General features: G+C 37.9%; 15 protein-coding genes, 1 pseudogene and 1 other annotated feature. Of the genes and pseudogenes, 2 read left to right on the top strand and 14 right to left on the bottom strand.

Translation table 11 applies throughout. The annotated features are described in order from the left end of the window. Window positions 1-138 precede the first annotated feature (138 nt). The 7 genes from AC1DOS_RS10705 to pepV all read right to left on the bottom strand — a co-directional run bounded on the left by AC1DOS_RS10705 (window position 139) and on the right by pepV (window position 6,646). The gene (locus tag AC1DOS_RS10705) at window positions 139-663 is read right to left on the bottom strand and encodes a GNAT family N-acetyltransferase (protein WP_108587440.1); all 525 of its coding nucleotides are present in this window, start codon (window positions 661-663) and stop codon (window positions 139-141) included. 455 nt (window positions 664-1,118) lie between these two features. Further along, window positions 1,119-1,964, bottom strand: a complete 846-nt coding sequence (locus tag AC1DOS_RS10700; protein ID WP_477537485.1) for a YtnP family quorum-quenching lactonase — start codon at window positions 1,962-1,964, stop codon at window positions 1,119-1,121. 146 nt (window positions 1,965-2,110) lie between these two features. Beyond that, entirely contained in the window at window positions 2,111-2,758 is a 648-nt protein-coding gene (trmB, locus tag AC1DOS_RS10695; protein WP_108587442.1) for a tRNA (guanosine(46)-N7)-methyltransferase TrmB, read from the bottom strand. Window positions 2,759-2,822: 64 nt separating this feature from the next. Then, the gene (locus AC1DOS_RS10690) at window positions 2,823-3,749 is read right to left on the bottom strand and encodes a diacylglycerol/lipid kinase family protein (protein WP_477537484.1); all 927 of its coding nucleotides are present in this window, start codon (window positions 3,747-3,749) and stop codon (window positions 2,823-2,825) included. Next, window positions 3,746-4,306, bottom strand: coding sequence for an RNA 2',3'-cyclic phosphodiesterase (thpR, locus tag AC1DOS_RS10685; RefSeq protein WP_477537488.1), 561 nt, complete (start codon window positions 4,304-4,306; stop codon window positions 3,746-3,748). The genes AC1DOS_RS10690 and thpR overlap by 4 nt, the downstream gene beginning before the upstream one ends. A gap of 78 nt (window positions 4,307-4,384) precedes the next feature. Beyond that, entirely contained in the window at window positions 4,385-5,236 is an 852-nt protein-coding gene (gene dat, locus AC1DOS_RS10680) for a D-amino-acid transaminase (protein WP_477537483.1), read from the bottom strand. A gap of 15 nt (window positions 5,237-5,251) precedes the next feature. After that, window positions 5,252-6,646: a dipeptidase PepV gene (pepV, locus tag AC1DOS_RS10675; RefSeq protein ID WP_477537487.1), complete on the bottom strand. Its 1,395-nt coding sequence runs from the start codon at window positions 6,644-6,646 to the stop codon at window positions 5,252-5,254. 348 nt (window positions 6,647-6,994) lie between these two features. Between pepV and AC1DOS_RS10670 the strand changes: the two genes are divergently transcribed. Continuing rightward, window positions 6,995-7,216: a DeoR family transcriptional regulator gene (locus AC1DOS_RS10670; protein ID WP_108587446.1), complete on the top strand. Its 222-nt coding sequence runs from the start codon at window positions 6,995-6,997 to the stop codon at window positions 7,214-7,216. A gap of 42 nt (window positions 7,217-7,258) precedes the next feature. Here the strand turns inward: AC1DOS_RS10670 and AC1DOS_RS10665 are convergent, their stop codons facing one another. After that, a complete protein-coding gene (locus tag AC1DOS_RS10665) occupies window positions 7,259-7,972 on the bottom strand; it encodes a pseudouridine synthase (protein ID WP_477537482.1) in 714 nt (237 codons plus the stop codon). Between the two features lie 12 nt (window positions 7,973-7,984). Then, on the bottom strand, window positions 7,985-9,592 hold the full coding sequence (locus AC1DOS_RS10660) for a putative polysaccharide biosynthesis protein (protein WP_477537481.1): 1,608 nt from the start codon (window positions 9,590-9,592) through the stop codon (window positions 7,985-7,987). A gap of 108 nt (window positions 9,593-9,700) precedes the next feature. Between AC1DOS_RS10660 and AC1DOS_RS10655 the strand changes: the two genes are divergently transcribed. Further along, entirely contained in the window at window positions 9,701-10,987 is a 1,287-nt protein-coding gene (locus AC1DOS_RS10655; RefSeq protein WP_477537486.1) for a BaiN/RdsA family NAD(P)/FAD-dependent oxidoreductase, read from the top strand. 359 nt (window positions 10,988-11,346) lie between these two features. Here AC1DOS_RS10655 and AC1DOS_RS10650 read toward each other — a convergent pair whose 3' ends face one another. The 5 genes and pseudogenes from AC1DOS_RS10650 to AC1DOS_RS10630 all read right to left on the bottom strand — a co-directional run. After that, the gene (locus tag AC1DOS_RS10650) at window positions 11,347-11,514 is read right to left on the bottom strand and encodes a hypothetical protein (protein WP_477537480.1); all 168 of its coding nucleotides are present in this window, start codon (window positions 11,512-11,514) and stop codon (window positions 11,347-11,349) included. Then, window positions 11,514-13,928 carry a leucine--tRNA ligase gene (leuS, locus tag AC1DOS_RS10645; protein WP_477537479.1) on the bottom strand — a complete coding sequence of 805 codons (2,415 nt, stop codon included), beginning with the start codon at window positions 13,926-13,928 and terminating at the stop codon, window positions 11,514-11,516. Before leuS ends, AC1DOS_RS10650 begins: the two co-directional genes overlap by 1 nt. 138 nt (window positions 13,929-14,066) lie before the next feature. Further along, window positions 14,067-14,285 (bottom strand) — a binding site (T-box leader). A 44-nt stretch (window positions 14,286-14,329) separates the two neighbouring features. Continuing rightward, a complete protein-coding gene (locus AC1DOS_RS10640; RefSeq protein WP_477537478.1) occupies window positions 14,330-15,097 on the bottom strand; it encodes a 3-hydroxybutyrate dehydrogenase in 768 nt (255 codons plus the stop codon). Window positions 15,098-15,235: 138 nt separating this feature from the next. Beyond that, window positions 15,236-16,558: a GntP family permease gene (locus AC1DOS_RS10635; RefSeq protein WP_199224133.1), complete on the bottom strand. Its 1,323-nt coding sequence runs from the start codon at window positions 16,556-16,558 to the stop codon at window positions 15,236-15,238. Between the two features lie 48 nt (window positions 16,559-16,606). Further along, a pseudogene (locus AC1DOS_RS10630) lies at window positions 16,607-16,779 on the bottom strand (succinyl-CoA--3-ketoacid-CoA transferase); the annotation flags it as partial.

Raw genomic sequence — 16,779 nt, 5'->3', positions numbered from 1 at the left:
GCCCTCCATTACTCTTGCACACGTTCTTTTAAGTATAATACTTCACAATCTTCTCGTTAATCACACAAAAAAAGGCGGTGCCTTGTTAAAGCATCGCACCCGTTTGTTCGATTTTTATTTTGTATTTCACGCTGGTTTTCACTTTAACAAAGAATAAATATTCGTATCAAATGCAAGATTATTTTGATACATATAATTTCTCAAAATTCCTTCTTTTACAAAGCCTAATTTTATTAACAACTTATTTGATGCTTTATTTTCAACAAAAACAACTGCTCCAATACGCATTAAACCAAGCTCTTTAAAGCCATAGGAAATCACTTTAGAAACAGCTTCAGTTGCAAATCCATTGCCCCAATGTTCAGGAAAAAGTGCATAGCTTATATCTGCTCTCTTATGTTCAGGAGACCACTCTTGAAACCCGATTGTCCCGATAATACCAGCCGTTCCTTTCATTTCAATTCCCCATTTAATACTACGTTTTTCATTGTAATTCTTCGAAAAATTCCTGACAATATGTTTCACCTGATCTATACTTGTTAATGGATTTTGTCCGTAATAACGTAATACATCTGCATTAGAGAAACAATTAAATATATCTAATGCGTCATATTCAGTAAGTTCTCTGAAAATTAATCGTTCTGTTTCTAATATAGGAAACATTCTCCCACTCCCTCTTGTTTGAACCTAAAGTTACCTTACGATTTTACATTTACAGGAAAAATTCTAATTTTATTATACAACTAACCACGTTAGTTCAAGAAGGTATTATAAATATTAATACGTTCTTAATGAATGATATGTTTCATTAATTGGAGTAATTAACTTACCACTATTATTTTACTTATAAAATCATCGTGACTTCTGTGTTTACAATACCTAAAAATTAAAACCAAATGATTTTCGGCGTCTTAACTCGGGGAATCTTTAGAAGGTTGAAGGGGAGCGACGAAAGCATACGCGCGGTAGGATTTAAATGTAAGGGGGAGGCGTGACAATGTCACACCTCCCTCTCGTTAATTTATTCAGTTATGGTGCCATGATGCTTTCCTAAGCTACCCGGAAACCATGTTAATAAAGCGATTTACATAGCTCAGAAATTCCAGATGGCCAACGTATTAATTGTGTGACCGTTCTACTTTCTCGATGATTTCTTTTCCTGTTTCATTCCATTTTATTAAACGGAAAAATGCGTCATGATAGAAAATAAATGAATAACCGTTTGCTAATGCTTCGGGCATTATTTTTTCTTTTGCAAAAACAGAAGTCATAGGGTAATCATCGTAAGCCAACACCCATAATGGATTTTGATGTGCATGAGTCGGCATAATATCACCCATATGAATGATGATCTCTCCATTTTGTTCTAACTTGATTATGCTGTGGCCATCGCTATGTCCTCCTGTATGGATCATGCGAATACCCGGAAATACTTCAAGTTCATTTTCAAATGTTTCAACTTGTGATTGAATAGCTTCCCAATTTTCTTTCCAATATGTATTTCTTGAACGAATATTTGGTTGACGTACTTCATTCCACTCAGTAGAAGATAGAAGAATTTTCGCATTTGGGAACGTCGAAATATATTGTTCATTCTCTAACTTCGTCAAACCACTCGCATGATCCGCGTGCATATGTGTCATTAGTACATAGTCAATGTCTTCAGCAAGCAATCCTAATGAAGCTAAAGAATCCTCGAGTTGGGATTGCTTTCTTACTCCATTATTTCTTAGCTGTCTTTCGTCCATTTTATTTCCCACACCTGTGTCTATTAAAAAGGTTTTTCCTTCAAATTGAATTAAAATCGGATCGGTACTTAAGTCGATTTGATTTAATTCATTTGCAGGATATCTTTTTGACCACAAAGATTTTGGTACCACACCAAACATTGAACCCCCATCTAATTGAGTGTAACCACCGTTTAACCATATTAAGGTCATTTCGTGAAATTTATATTGATCCATATTAAACCCTCCCCTTTTTCGTATATTTAGTGTAACAAAAAACGCCACGACAATCTCTTGATTGAGTGGCGTTTTCCTATGATATTAACTAAGAAATGATATCTTACAGCATCTGCTTAGTGCTTACACTTTCAAAAACTCGTTAATTATTTGGTCACGAATTGTGATTCTAAACGGTAAATAGGGTGCCCTTTTGAAGAAAATTTTTCTTCGTATTCCGTCATGATGTTGTCTTCAGGCATATTTGCATGTAAATCTAGTGATACATATTTCAATAACATGCCATATTCAGACATACTCACTAAAGAAAATTCAAAGAGTCCGCGATTGTCTGTTTTAAAGTGAACTTCCCCATTATCGATCAAAAATGATTCATATAATTTTAAGAAGTTTTCGTGAGACAAACGTCTTTTAGCGTGTCGATCTTTTGGCCATGGATCTGAAAAATTCAAATATACTCGACTCACATCATTCTTTTGAAAGAATTTCGCCGAATGTTCTCCATTTATTTTAATCAATTTCAAGTTTGGTAAAGTTCCAGCTTCAAGTGCATTTTCAAGTGCCGAAACGATAACACTATCATACAACTCGATTCCAACGTAGTTGATATCTGGATTAGCTTTTGCCATTCCTGTTATGAATTGACCTCGACCGGTTCCCACTTCAATGTGAAGAGGATTGTCATTTTTAAAAAGTGCATTCCAATTTCCTTTGAAATCTTCTGGATTTGGAATAACGATATGTGGGTGAGCATTAATAAAATCTTCTGCCCATGGTTTATTTCGTAATCTCATTCAATTATGCCTACTTTCATACTTGCTTTTCGAAATTATATTATCATTGAATTATTTGATATCGTCAAGTTATTACTAAACTTGTAATCTGCCATTTCTTTGATTGAACAGTGAACTCCTCAGCAACATTTGGAATGGTTTGATTTGCATACTCCCCGTCGGTGTGGCGATAGGCAAATTCATTCGTAGTTAATTTAAACGTAGTAGATGACAGCTGATGCACTCCCTTAAATGAAGTATGTTTGCCTAAGAAAACCGATGCGAAAACTAGCAAAAGTTTAATTCGAGATAAATGATGAACCAATGTGATTTCAATTTTCCCATCGGCAGGATTAGACTGTGGAGAAATTTTCATTCCACCACCAAAAAAAGGTTGATTGCTAACGGTGGCGAACCAAACCTTTTCAAATGTTTGGATCTGGTTTGGAGATTCTACTGTTAACGTAAAGCGTTTAAACGTTACTAATGTTTTCAAGACAAAAAAAGTATACGCTAATTTGCCTAAACTGAACTTATTCAAGGTTTTCTTTACTGCTGATTTGTTCACTTGGTACGCTACATAGGCATCGAAACCAATCCCTGCATTATTCACAAAGGTAAAGCTTTGTTTTTGTGTAACGACATAGCCAATATCCATGTCAAGGGTCTCGCCAAGAGTTCGAACGTACAGATTTACTTCTTCCGCTTGGTGAAATGAAGGAAATCCACGTCCAAAGTCGTTGCCTGACCCAGCACCGATTACACCCACGATGCAATTCGGGAAATCGAGTACACCTTCTATTACTTCATGAGCGGTACCATCTCCTCCAAATGCAATCAACAACTGGTGCTCTTCACTTTGGGCACTAGTTTTAGCTAATGAAGTGGCATGCTTAGGACTAGAGGTCATATAAACTTCGTWGGTGAAATCTAACTTTTCCTTGAATTTCTCCCAACGCTTAAGCGATGTTCCATTGCCAGCTGTGGGATTAACGATAAACGTTGTTTTCATGTTGTTAAGTCCTCTAAATAAATTGTATGGATGGGTTTATATGATGGAACTTTCCCCGGATTAATAGAGTAAATAGAAAAATCTTTCATAGTAAATGACGTTTGCTCGATCGACATTACTTTTGAAAAAACATCTAATTTCCCACTCCACTTTTTTGCAATCGTAATATGTGGAACGAACGATTTTTGATCTACTCGTAATGATAGTGCAAGACACTTTTCTAGAACGGCATGTTGTAATTTATGCAACATGGGTTGTTCTTCAATTGACGCGTAAATCACCCTTGGTGTTGATGGGTTCCCGAAAGTTGACACTCCAGATAACTTAAGATCTATGGCAGGAATCACTTCATTGAGTTCATTTAATTCACTTATTAGTTCTGTTAACACTTCAGCTTCAACTGCCCCTAAATAAACAAGCGTTATATGTAAATCTTCAGCGACTGGCAGTGTTTTATGAGAAAGTTCTAAATGCCACTCTTTTTGAGAATCCACTAGATGCCTAGCTAAACCTTCAGGTAATTTAACACCGATAAAATAATGTTGCAAACCATACACCACCTTATTTATATCGTTCAGTTTAACGCAAAAAAAGCAAAAAAAATACCCCTCTACTAGAGTAGAGAGGCTAGAAATTTATACATGAACAGCTTGATGAATTTTTGCTTCTAATGCGGTCTGTAATTTTTTTGTCCAGAGTCCTGGCAAACCATTACCTACTTTTTTGCCATCAATCATAATTATAGGCATAATTTCTGCAGTGGTTGAAGACATAAAGAATTCGTCATTTAAAAATAAAGTTGACAGTGACATGGATTCTTCCACTACCGGTAAGCCAATTTCTTTACAACATTCTAAAATAACGCTGCGTGTTATCCCATTTAAAATTAAATTTGTAACCGGATGTGTGTAAAGCACACCGTCTTTAATACCGTACATATTTGAAGAAGAACCTTCTGTAATTGAATCTCCTCTATGTAAGAGAGCTTCGAAGCAACCCGCTTCATGTGCTTCTTGTTTTGCCATTACATTACCGAGTAAGTTCAAACTCTTAATATCACAACGCAACCAACGGACATCCTCAACTGTTCTAGCTGATACACCATTTGCCATCTGCGAAACAGGACGTTCTACTTCTTTAGTGTAAGCAGTCAGAACAGGCTCTACTGCATCTGTTGGAAACTGGTGTTGACGTGGAGAAGCTCCGCGGGTAATTTGCACGTACACTTGGCCTGTAGTGACCTCATTTGCTTCAATAAGTTCGTACAACATTTTATGAAAAACGTCTTTTGTAAAAGGTACTACTAACTTAATTTTATCCGCACTGTTGTAAAAACGATTAATATGTTCTTTTGCAGTAAACATGTTGCCGTCATAAACTCGAATGACTTCATAAATGCCGTCTCCGAATTGATAACCGCGATCTTCTTTAGACAAATGAATGTCACCATCTTTTACTAGTCGATTATTCCATAGAACCCAATTCATTGATACTCCTTCTTTCTATGATTGATTTGAAGCAAGTTCGCAAATCGCATCTGCGTAGATCGCTACAGCTTTGACTAAATTTGGAATATCAACAAATTCATCTACCTGGTGTGCTACATCTTTCTCACCTGGAAACAACATTCCGAATGCTACTCCTTTTTTAAGCACACGTGCATATGTTCCACCACCAATTGAAAGCAATGTTGCTGTTTCACCTGTTTGACGCTCATACACACGTGACAAACTTTGGATCAGCTCATCAGATTCTTCGATGTAATGCGGTTTTGAATTTGATACCACATCTACAGAAATCATATTTTCTCTTAAAAGTGCCTGACACTTTGTCACATTCTTATCAAAATCATACGATACCGAATAACGTAAGCTCACATCTACTGTTCCACCAAGTGTAGGATTAAATGCAAGAATTCCTGCGTTTAATGTTGTGTCCCCCGACATTTCATCTTGATAGTTTAAAGCAAATGCATGTCCTCTTGAGTCATGTAAGAAAGAATTGGCAACAAAATCTACAAATGTTTTTGAACCAGTTGTTGTTACAATGCCTTTTAAGAATTCAGCTAAATAAACTCCGGCATTAACACCCTCATTAGGTTCCATTGCATGTGCAGACTTTCCTTCTAAAGTTAGTACTACCACATCTTTTTCGAATGTCGAAGAACCTTTCAAATCATGCTGCTTTTTAAATTGTTCAAAATCATTCCCAAGTGTTTCGTGGTCCACATGAACAACAGCTGTCGCTAAATCAGGAACCATATTTGTACGTGTCCCTGATTGGAATGAATGCAATTGTTCATTTTCAGCCAGCTTAGTTGTCGTAAATCGTAAAGTTGCAATTCCTTTTTCCGCATTAATGATAGGAAAATCAGCATCTGGAGCAAACCCGATATGGGGCATTTCTTCTTTTTCAAAGTAGCGTGTCACACAACGGAAACCACTTTCCTCATCCGTCCCAATGATCAATCGTACCCGTTTGTTCAACGGAATTCCCGCTTCTTTGACTAATTTCATGGCCATCCAAGCTGCCATTGTTGGACCTTTGTCGTCTATGGCACCTCTGCCATATAAGCGATCATTTTCAATATGTCCTTCAAAAGGGGGATACGTCCATCCTTTGCCAGCAGGGACGACATCTACATGACCTAAAATACCAAGAAGTTCGTCGCCTTCTCCCATTTCAATATGACCAGCCATTTGATCAACATTTTTAATTGTCATTCCAGCTTCTTGCCCTTTTTGAAGCATCCACTCTAACGCTTTAAGTGGCTCAGGTCCAAACGGCTGCGCACTCGAAGATTGTTCTTCATCCAGTACACTTGGAATTTGGATAAGTTGTTGTAACTCTGATAATAGTTCATCTTGCTTTTTTTTCGCTTCTTCCATCCAATTAATCACGCTTAAATTCCTCCTGCCACTTTCTTAAAGTTATTCTACACCTTTCAACAAAAATTCATAGGGGGCAATTAACTTTTTTCAATTACCGAACAATATATATAAAACATTGGTTCTTCGTTCGTTTTTTTGCCAGGTAATTGTTAAGACTCTGTAAAATTATGATATTATGCTAGAAAAATTCAGTAGTTTATTTTATAATTGAATTGTCAGACAACAGTAACCTGACCACCAATTAGAAAAGGGGCTGTCTAAAGGCACTCTATTCAATTAACTGAGTCTGTTTTGACTCATTGTCGTCCGCTAGTCTTTGCCAAGAGATTATAAGATGAAGGAGTGGTTCAACACATGAAACCAACTACTGATCGGATGCTTAATCGTATTAAGGACGTGTATATGTACATCCGAGATCACGGAATTGTAACGACACAAGATTTAGTCGATGAATTTGGCATCACTCCTCGCACCGTTCAAAGAGATTTGAACGTGTTAGCCTTTAATGACTTGGTAAGCAGTCCAAGTCGAGGCAGTTGGACAACGACGAGCAAGCGTGTAAGAATGACATCTTAGAAATTTTTTTCATAACAAAAAAGAATGACCGAAAAATCTCGGTCATTCTTTTTGCTGTAATGCATCTAACTCATCCTCTGTTAAATGGCGATAATCCCCAAGCTCTAAAGTTTCATCCAATTGAAGTGAACCCATACGCATGCGTTTTAAATACGTCACTTTTTTGCCAACTGATTCAAACATTCGTTTCACTTGGTGGAACTTCCCTTCCATAATGGATAACTCAATTTCAGAAACATCTCCACTTGAAAGGATTGTCAACTCCCCTGGTTTCGTAAAATAACCGTCATCCAGTGTGACACCTTCATTAAACTTATTTACATCATCTTCAGTTACTCTACCTTCTATTACGGCAAAATATAATTTCGGTACATGTTTTTTGGGCGATAACAATTGATGAGTTAAGTGCCCGTCATTCGTTAAAATTAACAACCCTTCAGTATCTTTGTCTAAGCGTCCCACAGGGAACGGCTTAAAATGTTGGGCTAATGGATCCAGCAAGTCAATAACAGTTTGGTCGTGTTTATCTTCCGTAGCCGAAATGACACCTGGTGGTTTATTCATCATTAAGTAAATAAATTCTGTATAAACCACTTTTTCACCCAAAACTAAAATTTCATCGGCATCTGTGTCGACATGCAAGGACACATCTTTTGCCACCAATCCATTCACTTCTACAGCTTTTGATTTCAACAAAATTTTTACTTCTTTTCTTGAACCATACCCCATATTAGAAAGTAATTTATCTAACCTCATGAAACGACCACCTTACAAACCAAATTTCTTCGTATATTTCGTTAATCGTTCACCAAATAATTTCTGCGCAATTCCCAAACGAAGGGCAATGGTTCCATAAACTAGTGCGCCAATTGCACCTACAATTAAGATAATCAACATAGCCCCGAATTTAGATTCGGCAGGCATGATTTGAATTAGCAACATGCGAGTGATGACAGCGGCAATTAACATCGCTACGTTTATCAAGGTAATAAGTGCGATTCTTCTTACCAATAAAATGGAACGGTAGTTTTGCGTTACCACCAATACAGCAAAGTTCATAAAAATTGCAACACTGTATCCTATAATCGTCGCTGCAATAGCACCGTTCGTTTCCCACATGCTGATTAACGGAATGTTCAACGCCAATTTAATTAATAATCCAACCAACAAGTTGAGAATGATCCATCTCTGTTGATTGATACCTTGTAAAATGGCAGCAGTTACAGGGAACAGACTGAATAGAATGGCAACAGGCAAGTAATGCGCCAGAATATCTGAGCCTACTGCACTTTGTTCATAGAATAAGTGATAGAGTTCAGGAGCCAGAACCGTCATTCCAATCACAGCAGGCATAGTAAGGAAATATAGGATTTGGAATGTCTGATCAAGCGTTCGTGACAATTGCTTATGCTCATTGGTCGTGAAATATTTAGTTACCATAGGTATCAGTGCCATGGAGAATCCAGTCGCAAGCATGACAGGAATCATAACCAATTTATGTGCCGTGAGATTCAGAATACCCAAATAATCGGTTTTCAGGGAATGTCCTGCCTCACTCATTGCACGATTGAATGTTAATAAATCCACAAATTGGAACAGTGGATTAGCAATTCCCAAAAATACTACCGGAATTGCATAAACCAAAATTTCTTTATACATATCTTTTAAATTCACATCGTAAGAAGCTGTAGATATTTCAAGTAAATTGTCATATTCCGGTTTCTTTTTCCGCCAATAATAATACAGCACGACTATACCGCCAAGTGCACCGACAAATGCGGATAGTACAGCTACTTGAATGGCTTCTTTTGGTGTTCCACCAAAAACGTTCAAGACCAGGAAAGTGCCCCCAAGTAAAAAGATAATCCGTACGATTTGTTCAATCAACTGAGAAGATGCTGTTGGCATCATGGAATTATACCCTTGGAAGAAGCCTCGAAGCAAACTCATAAAAGGAACAGCAATCAATGCAAAACTAACCCATTGAATGGCATCCGTCACGTCTCCAACCGAATATATTTTCTCATCTTCAGCGATGGTAACCCTTGCAAGTGGTTCCGCAAAGAAATATAAAAACAAAAACGATAGGAATCCTGTGACAATCATCGCCATTAAACCGGATTTTAATAATCTTCTGCCTGTTTCATAATCCCCTAAAGAATTATATTTGGAAACAAACTTTGAAAAAGCCAAAGGCGCACCGGAAATCGCTACTGCTAGCATAAGATTGTATGGAATATATGCATATTGGTACAGCCCAATATTCTCTTCTCCAACCATCGAGTAAAATGGGATGATATAAATAACCCCTAATATTTTCGAGAGGAATAGACCAATCGTCAGAATGGCCGTACCTTTATATAAATTATTTGACATGTTTAACTTCCTGACATCTAAATTTTTAACCTACAGGATATTCTACCCTTCGGACATGAAAACCACAAATAGTTTATAATAAAGAAAAAAGAGAAAGTGTGTATGTATATGTATGATGTGATTATTGTCGGAGGCGGTCCCTCTGGATTAATGGCAGCTATTGCTGCTGGTGAAATTGGCAAAAAGGTATTACTTTTAGAAAAAGGAAAAAAACTCGGAAAAAAATTGGCCATTTCTGGTGGCGGTCGATGTAATGTTACTAATCGGCTGACTCAAGAAGAAATCGTCAAACATATTCCTGGAAATGGTCGATTTTTATATAGTCCATTCTCTGTTTTTAACAATGAAGATATTATTACCTTCTTTGAAGGTTTAGGTGTTGAATTAAAAGAAGAAGATCATGGACGCATGTTCCCTGTCTCAAATCGTGCCCAAGACGTCGTGGATACGTTGGTTCGTCAGTTAGAAAAGCTACACGTAGATGTTCTTTTTGAACGACCTGTTGCTAAGCTTTTGATGAATGATGAAAAAATTCTCGGTGTAAAGTTAAAGAATGGCGAAGAATTATTGAGTAAGGCACTTGTTTTAGCTGTTGGTGGAAAAGCGGTACCTCAAACTGGATCAACTGGTGATGGATACCCTTGGGCTGAACGAGCAGGACATACGGTCACTCCTTTGTATCCAACCGAGGTTCCATTATTGTCAGATGAACAGTTTATTCGATCAACAGAACTCCAAGGATTAGCCCTGCGTGATGTAGCTGTATCTGTTTTAAATAAAAAAGGAAAAGTGCTCGTTACACATCAAATGGACATGTTATTTACACATTTTGGTTTAAGTGGCCCTGCGATTTTACGTTGCAGTCAATTTGTCGTGAAAGAACGTATGAAAAACGGCACTAAGCCCGTTGATGTGGTGATTAACTCGCTACCAAATGACAACGCTGAATCTGCTTTCCAAATGTTAGTTAAGATCATGAAAGAAGATGCGAAAAAATCAGTAAAAAACGTTTGGAAAGGTATAGCTCCCGAGCGTTGGTTATTATTTCTGCTTACTCGAGCAGGCATCGAGCCAAATGAAATTGGCGCTAATTTATCAAATGAAAAAGTACGTGTATTAGCTGGATTATTAGTATCCTTTACGATGAAAGTAAATGGAACTCAACCGCTTGAAAAAGCTTTTGTAACAGGTGGCGGTATATCTGTAAAAGAAATCGAACCAAAAACAATGGCTTCAAAGAAAAAACCAGGATTGTATTTGTGTGGCGAAATTTTAGATATTCATGGCTATACAGGTGGTTACAACATTACATCTGCACTTGTAACCGGCAAAATCGCTGGTATGAGCGCCGCGTTACATGCGAAAACTATTCCATATGAACCAGTGGAGTATTGATTAATTAATTGTGATAACGTACTTTAGATACGAATGCTGCTACAACATAATCTAGAGATTAAAGTAAGGAGCGAAGTGACTTTTTGTCACTCCGCTCCTTTCTCGTTTCCAAAGATAATCCTGTGGCGGGTGTGTGTCCTTCGCTCCCCTTCATCCTATTTGGTTTTTACTTTGGATAACAAAAAATAGACACTTTTTAAACTTGTTCAGATTTAGGGAAAATCGGACGCTGCAACTGAACTATGGGATTAATTACAAGTGGATTCAAATTAATTATTATACAGTCATTAAAATRGCTTCGGAAAATACCCAACAATAATAAAACCCCAGTCACAATAAATAGTGACTGGGGTTTCCTGTTATCCTGCAAAATATAAGGCAATAGCGAATGAGATTACTGAAATGATAAATACACTAACCGCCATTCGTTTATTGGGTAGTGAAATTTCCGGATGACGTAAAATCGTAAATAGTTTCCATGAAAATGCGACTAAGATAAGTAAGACGACTATATATATGGGTTCCATTAGCCGACCACGATATTCACTAGTTTACCTGGAATAGCAATTACTTTTTTAATTCCTTTACCTTCAAGAATTTCAATAACACGCGAATCTGCAAGTACGGCCTTTTCTAACTCATCTTTAGTGAAATCTTTACTCACTACAATTTTAGTACGAACTTTTCCATTGAATTGAATCGCCATTTCAATTTCATTTTCCACTAATTTGGATTCATCAAATGTCGGCCATTGCACATAAGAAATTGTTTCTGTTCCTCCAAGTTTTTCCCACAGCTCTTCTGCCAAATGTGGTGCTATAGGAGCTAGGAGTTGAACAAATCCTTTTGCAAATTCAACGGGTATTTGTGGTGATTTATAGGCTTCATTGATAAAGACCATCATTTGTGAAATCGCTGTATTAAAACGAATTCCTTCAAAATCCTCTGTCACTTTTTTCACTGTTTGATGATAAACTTTTTCAAGTTGGCCATCTTTTGAAGCAACAATTTTACTGCTAACAGAACCGTCTTCGTTCATGAATAAGCGCCAAATACGATCCAAGAATCGACGAGCGCCATCTAGACCATTTTCTGACCAAGCGATTGATGCATCCAGTGGTCCCATGAACATTTCGTATAAACGAAGTGTATCGGCTCCGTGGCTTTCTACGATGTCGTCAGGATTTACAACGTTCCCTTTAGACTTAGACATTTTTTCGTTATTTTCTCCCAAAATCATCCCTTGGTTAAATAATTTTTGGAATGGCTCTTTTGTTGGAACAACGCCAATGTCATACAATACTTTGTGCCAGAAACGAGCATACAACAAGTGTAATACCGCGTGCTCCGCTCCACCAATATAAATATCAACCGGTAACCAACGCTTGATTAATTCCGGATCTGCTATTGCTTTATCGTTATTGGGATCGATGTAACGAAGATAATACCAGCAACTACCTGCCCAGTTCGGCATTGTATTGGTTTCGCGACGACCTTTCATTCCAGTTTTCGGATCAACTACACTAACCCATTCTTCAATTTTTGCTAGTGGTGATTCTCCTGTTCCGCTTGGTTTGATATCTGTAGCTGTCGGCAAAATTAATGGAAGTTCGGCCTCATCGATAGCAGTAATCGTTCCATCTTCCCAGTGGATAACTGGAATTGGTTCTCCCCAATATCTTTGACGGCTAAATAGCCAGTCACGAAGACGATAAGTTACTTTCTTTTCACCCGTACCGTTTTCTTCAAACCAACTAATCGCTTTTTCAATAGCTTGAATTTTATCAAGTCCATTTAAGAAATCAGAGTTTATATGCTTGCCTTCGCCAGCGTACGCTTCTTTTTCAATATTTCCGCCTTCTACTACTTCGACAATTGGAAGGTCGAATTGTTTGGCAAATTCATAGTCTCGATCATCATGAGCAGGAACAGCCATAATTGCTCCAGTGCCATATGTAGCCAAGACATAGTCAGCAATCCAAATTGGCATTTTCTCGCCGCTTATTGGATTTATTGCGTAAGCTCCTGTAAATACTCCTGTTTTAGATTTCGCAAGATCTGTACGTTCCAAGTCACTTTTCAACTTCACAGTCTCGATATAACTTGCAACTTCTTGACGTTTTTCTTCAGATGTCAGTTCTTTTACTAAAGGATGCTCAGGTGCCAGTACCGCATACGTAGCGCCAAAGATTGTATCTGGACGTGTCGTGAATGCTTTGAACGAGTGTTCAGTGCCTTCTACTTTAAAAGTAATTTGTGCCCCTTCAGAACGACCCACCCAGTTACGCTGCATGTCTTTAATGCTTTCCGGCCAATTTAAGTCATCCAAATCCTCTATTAAACGATCCGCATATGCGGTAATTTTAAGCATCCATTGCTTCATTGGACGTCTTTCAACAGGGTGTCCCCCACGTTCAGACTTACCATCTATTACTTCTTCGTTTGCCAGAACTGTACCTAGAGCAGGACACCAGTTTACTGCCACTTCATCCACATATGCCAAGCCTTTTTTATGAAGTTGTAAGAAAATCCATTGTGTCCATTTGTAATAAGATGGATCTGTTGTATTGATTTCTCGTTCCCAATCATATGAAAATCCAAGATCTTGAATTTGACGTTTAAATGTCGCAATGTTTTTAGCAGTAAATTCTGCAGGATCGTTACCCGTGTCTAGTGCATATTGTTCTGCTGGTAATCCAAATGCATCCCAACCCATCGGATGTAAAACATTGTATCCTTGCATCCGCTTAAAACGGCTTAAAATATCAGTAGCTGTGTAACCTTCAGGATGTCCTACATGTAACCCTGCACCAGAAGGAAATGGGAACATATCAAGAGCGTAGAACTTTGGCTTTGTTGAATCTTCTCCAGTTTTAAATGTTTTGTTTTGTTCCCAATACGCTTGCCATTTCTTTTCGATTTGTTGATGATTAAAATTCATATACTTTTCCTCCTCTTGATAAAAAAACGATAGCTAACTTTCCACATGGTGTAAGCTGATGTTTTCTTATACTGTCCTATAACTGTATTTTTCCTAAATAGAGCAATAAAAAAAACTCTCGTCCCTTAGTCAAAAAGACTAAGGGACGAGAGTTTACTATTTACTCCCGCGGTACCACCCAAATTAGCAAAATCATTTGCTCAACTTGCTTCCTTATCGCGGAAAACGGCACCGGTTACTACTACTTCACCATTGCAGACTCCAAGGCGAGTTCGATAAGTTGTGTTACCGACTTGCACCATCCGTCGGCTCTCTAAAAACACAAGATTATGTACTAATCCTCTTCACAGTCTTACACTATTATTTTTCATTGTAATCGAAGTTTTCAAAAAGCACAAGATTTATTGAACCGTATATCCACCATCGAGTACAACCGCTTGACCAGTCATCCCTTTTGCCGATTCACTAGATAAGAACATCGCTAAATCAGCAATCTCTTTTACATCAAGCAAGCGCTTTTGAGGAACGAGTGGATAAATTACTTCTTCTAGCACAGATTCTAATGGTACGTTACGCGTAATTGCTAAATCTTGTAGCTGGTTACGCACAAGTGGTGTGTCTACATAACCTGGGCAAATTGCATTTACAGTAATACCGTCCGTTGCTGTCTCGAGTGCAGAAACTTTAGTTAAACCGATCACTCCATGTTTAGCAGAGTTGTATGCTGCTTTACCTGCAAACCCTACTAATCCATTAATTGAAGCCATGTTGATAATACGACCAAATCCTTGTTTGCGCATATGTGGCAACACATTTTTCGTGGCGATAAATGGAGCAGTTAACATGATTTTTACCAATAGTTCGAAACGTGCCGTTGGGAAATCTTCCAACATTGCTACATGCTGCATACCAGCATTATTTATTAAGATATCTAGTTTACCGAAATGAGCAATCGTCTCATCGATTGATTTTTCAATATCCTCTTCTATTGTTACATCGCATTTTAAACCAATTGCATTTGAGCCAAGTGACGCAGCTGCATCTTTTACTTTTTCTTCATTCAAATCGGTCAATACTACTTTTGCTCCAGCTTGTGCAAACTCGCTAGCGATTTCAAAACCAATTCCTTGTGCAGCACCTGTAATAAATAAAACTTTATCTTTTACCATTATATGTCCCYCCATAGAAAAATCCCGTCCGCATCTAAATTAGGGCAAGATAATCTCTTATTTATATTAATACCCATTAGTCTACAATGGTAGTTTAGTGAAAAAAATCAGCCGCACTAGGCGGCTGAATACATTTCATTAAATACCAAAGCCCAATGAGAATAATACAATCGCTATCGCGACACCGATTACTGGGGTTACAACTGTTGTTGCTGCAACTGCCCAATAAGCTCCACTATACTTTTCTCCACAAATGGATTGAATTGTTGTAACAACATATCCATTATGCGGTAAAGAATCAAGTGCACCAGACGAAATCGCTACAACGCGGTGTAACGCTTCTTGGTTAACACCTAGATCCACATAATGAGGTGCTATTAACGGTAATGCAATCAATTGACCGCCAGAAGCCGAACCAGTCATACCTGCAATAACGGATATTGCAACAGCCGCTCCGATTAATGGAGATCCAGGAATGTTTGTCATTGCTTCAACAACCACACCGAATGCTGGAACCGCTTTTGCAACTCCACCAAAACCTACTACAGCTGCCGTGTTACCGATGGCAATCATAGCTCCTAGCGTACCAGCTGATACTGCACCCCACGCATCTTTAAAATACCGGTAACTTACGATGAATGTGGCAATAATTCCACCAAGTAAAGCCACGATTAAAGCTGATTGTTTTAATGTATCATGGAAGTAGAATGAAATTCCTAGTACGACCAACAATGGAATCATAGCTAAGAAAGGATTTGGTAATGGACGATTTACATCAAAGTTCGGATCCGTTTCACGGTCTTCAAAACGTTCACCTTTATTAACAGCACCAGTAATAAGTTTCTTCAACCACCAGTAACCGAATACTGCCATGAATGCAGCAACGACTAAGCTTACTTCCCAGCCTGCATAAGGTGTTGTATCTAAGTAATCCATTGGAATCCAGTTTTGGATTTCAGGAGACCCAGCAGAAGTCATTGTAAATGTTACTGAACCAAGGGCTAAAGTTGCTGGAATAAAACGACGTGGTAAATCTGCTTGTTTGAATAATGAAATAGCCATTGGATAAACAGAGAACGCTACTACGAACAGACTAACACCGCCATATGTAAGGATTGCACATGCGATAACGATTGCAAGAACTGCGAATTTCATGCCTAATTTACCAACTATCCATTTTGCCACTGCATCGGCAGCTCCACTGTCTTCCATCACTTTCCCGAAAACAGCACCTAGTAAGAACATTAAATACCAAGATAAAATAAATCCAGTAAACCCAGTCATATAATTGGTAACAAAGTTTGGAACACCTTCTTCAACTAATTGTGGAAATAATGGCATTCCACTCATTAGTGCAACGAATAACGCAGAAATTGGACCACCGATGAGAATGTTAACACCTTTCATTGTTAAGAAAATTAATAATGCTAATCCTCCAAGGAGGCCAATCATACTTAACACAATACTAGTATCCATGAACAAATTCCCCCGAAAATGTTATTAGACGTTTTAGTTAAACTGGACGTTTTCTTTTACGTTATCGATATTTAAAGAAGCATCGGTTGAATCAATGACGTCTTGAACAGTGAAACTTTCAAACACTTCTTTTAAAACTAATCCAGTTGGTGTTACTTCGATTAGTGCGCGCTCTGTAATAATTTTGTTTACAACACCTTTGCCTG

This window comes from Paenisporosarcina sp. P5_A11 (assembly GCF_056400705.1).
Note: the sequence above shows the minus strand (reverse complement) of the source record. Positions and strands in the feature narration are given on the sequence as shown.

Bases quoted from the DNA above. Each gene is read 5' to 3' on its own strand.
- AC1DOS_RS10705 (WP_108587440.1), bottom strand. From the start codon at position 663: ATGTTTCCTATATTAGAAACAGAACGATTAATTTTCAGAGAACTTACT.
- AC1DOS_RS10700 (WP_477537485.1), bottom strand. From the start codon at position 1,964: ATGGATCAATATAAATTTCACGAAATGACCTTAATATGGTTAAACGGT.
- trmB (WP_108587442.1), bottom strand. From the start codon at position 2,758: ATGAGATTACGAAATAAACCATGGGCAGAAGATTTTATTAATGCTCAC.
- dat (WP_477537483.1), bottom strand. From the start codon at position 5,236: ATGAATTGGGTTCTATGGAATAATCGACTAGTAAAAGATGGTGACATT.
- AC1DOS_RS10670 (WP_108587446.1), top strand. From the start codon at position 6,995: ATGAAACCAACTACTGATCGGATGCTTAATCGTATTAAGGACGTGTAT.
- AC1DOS_RS10665 (WP_477537482.1), bottom strand. From the start codon at position 7,972: ATGAGGTTAGATAAATTACTTTCTAATATGGGGTATGGTTCAAGAAAA.
- AC1DOS_RS10660 (WP_477537481.1), bottom strand. From the start codon at position 9,592: ATGTCAAATAATTTATATAAAGGTACGGCCATTCTGACGATTGGTCTA.
- AC1DOS_RS10655 (WP_477537486.1), top strand. From the start codon at position 9,701: ATGTATGATGTGATTATTGTCGGAGGCGGTCCCTCTGGATTAATGGCA.
- AC1DOS_RS10650 (WP_477537480.1), bottom strand. From the start codon at position 11,514: ATGGAACCCATATATATAGTCGTCTTACTTATCTTAGTCGCATTTTCA.
- leuS (WP_477537479.1), bottom strand. From the start codon at position 13,928: ATGAATTTTAATCATCAACAAATCGAAAAGAAATGGCAAGCGTATTGG.
- AC1DOS_RS10640 (WP_477537478.1), bottom strand. From the start codon at position 15,097: ATGGTAAAAGATAAAGTTTTATTTATTACAGGTGCTGCACAAGGAATT.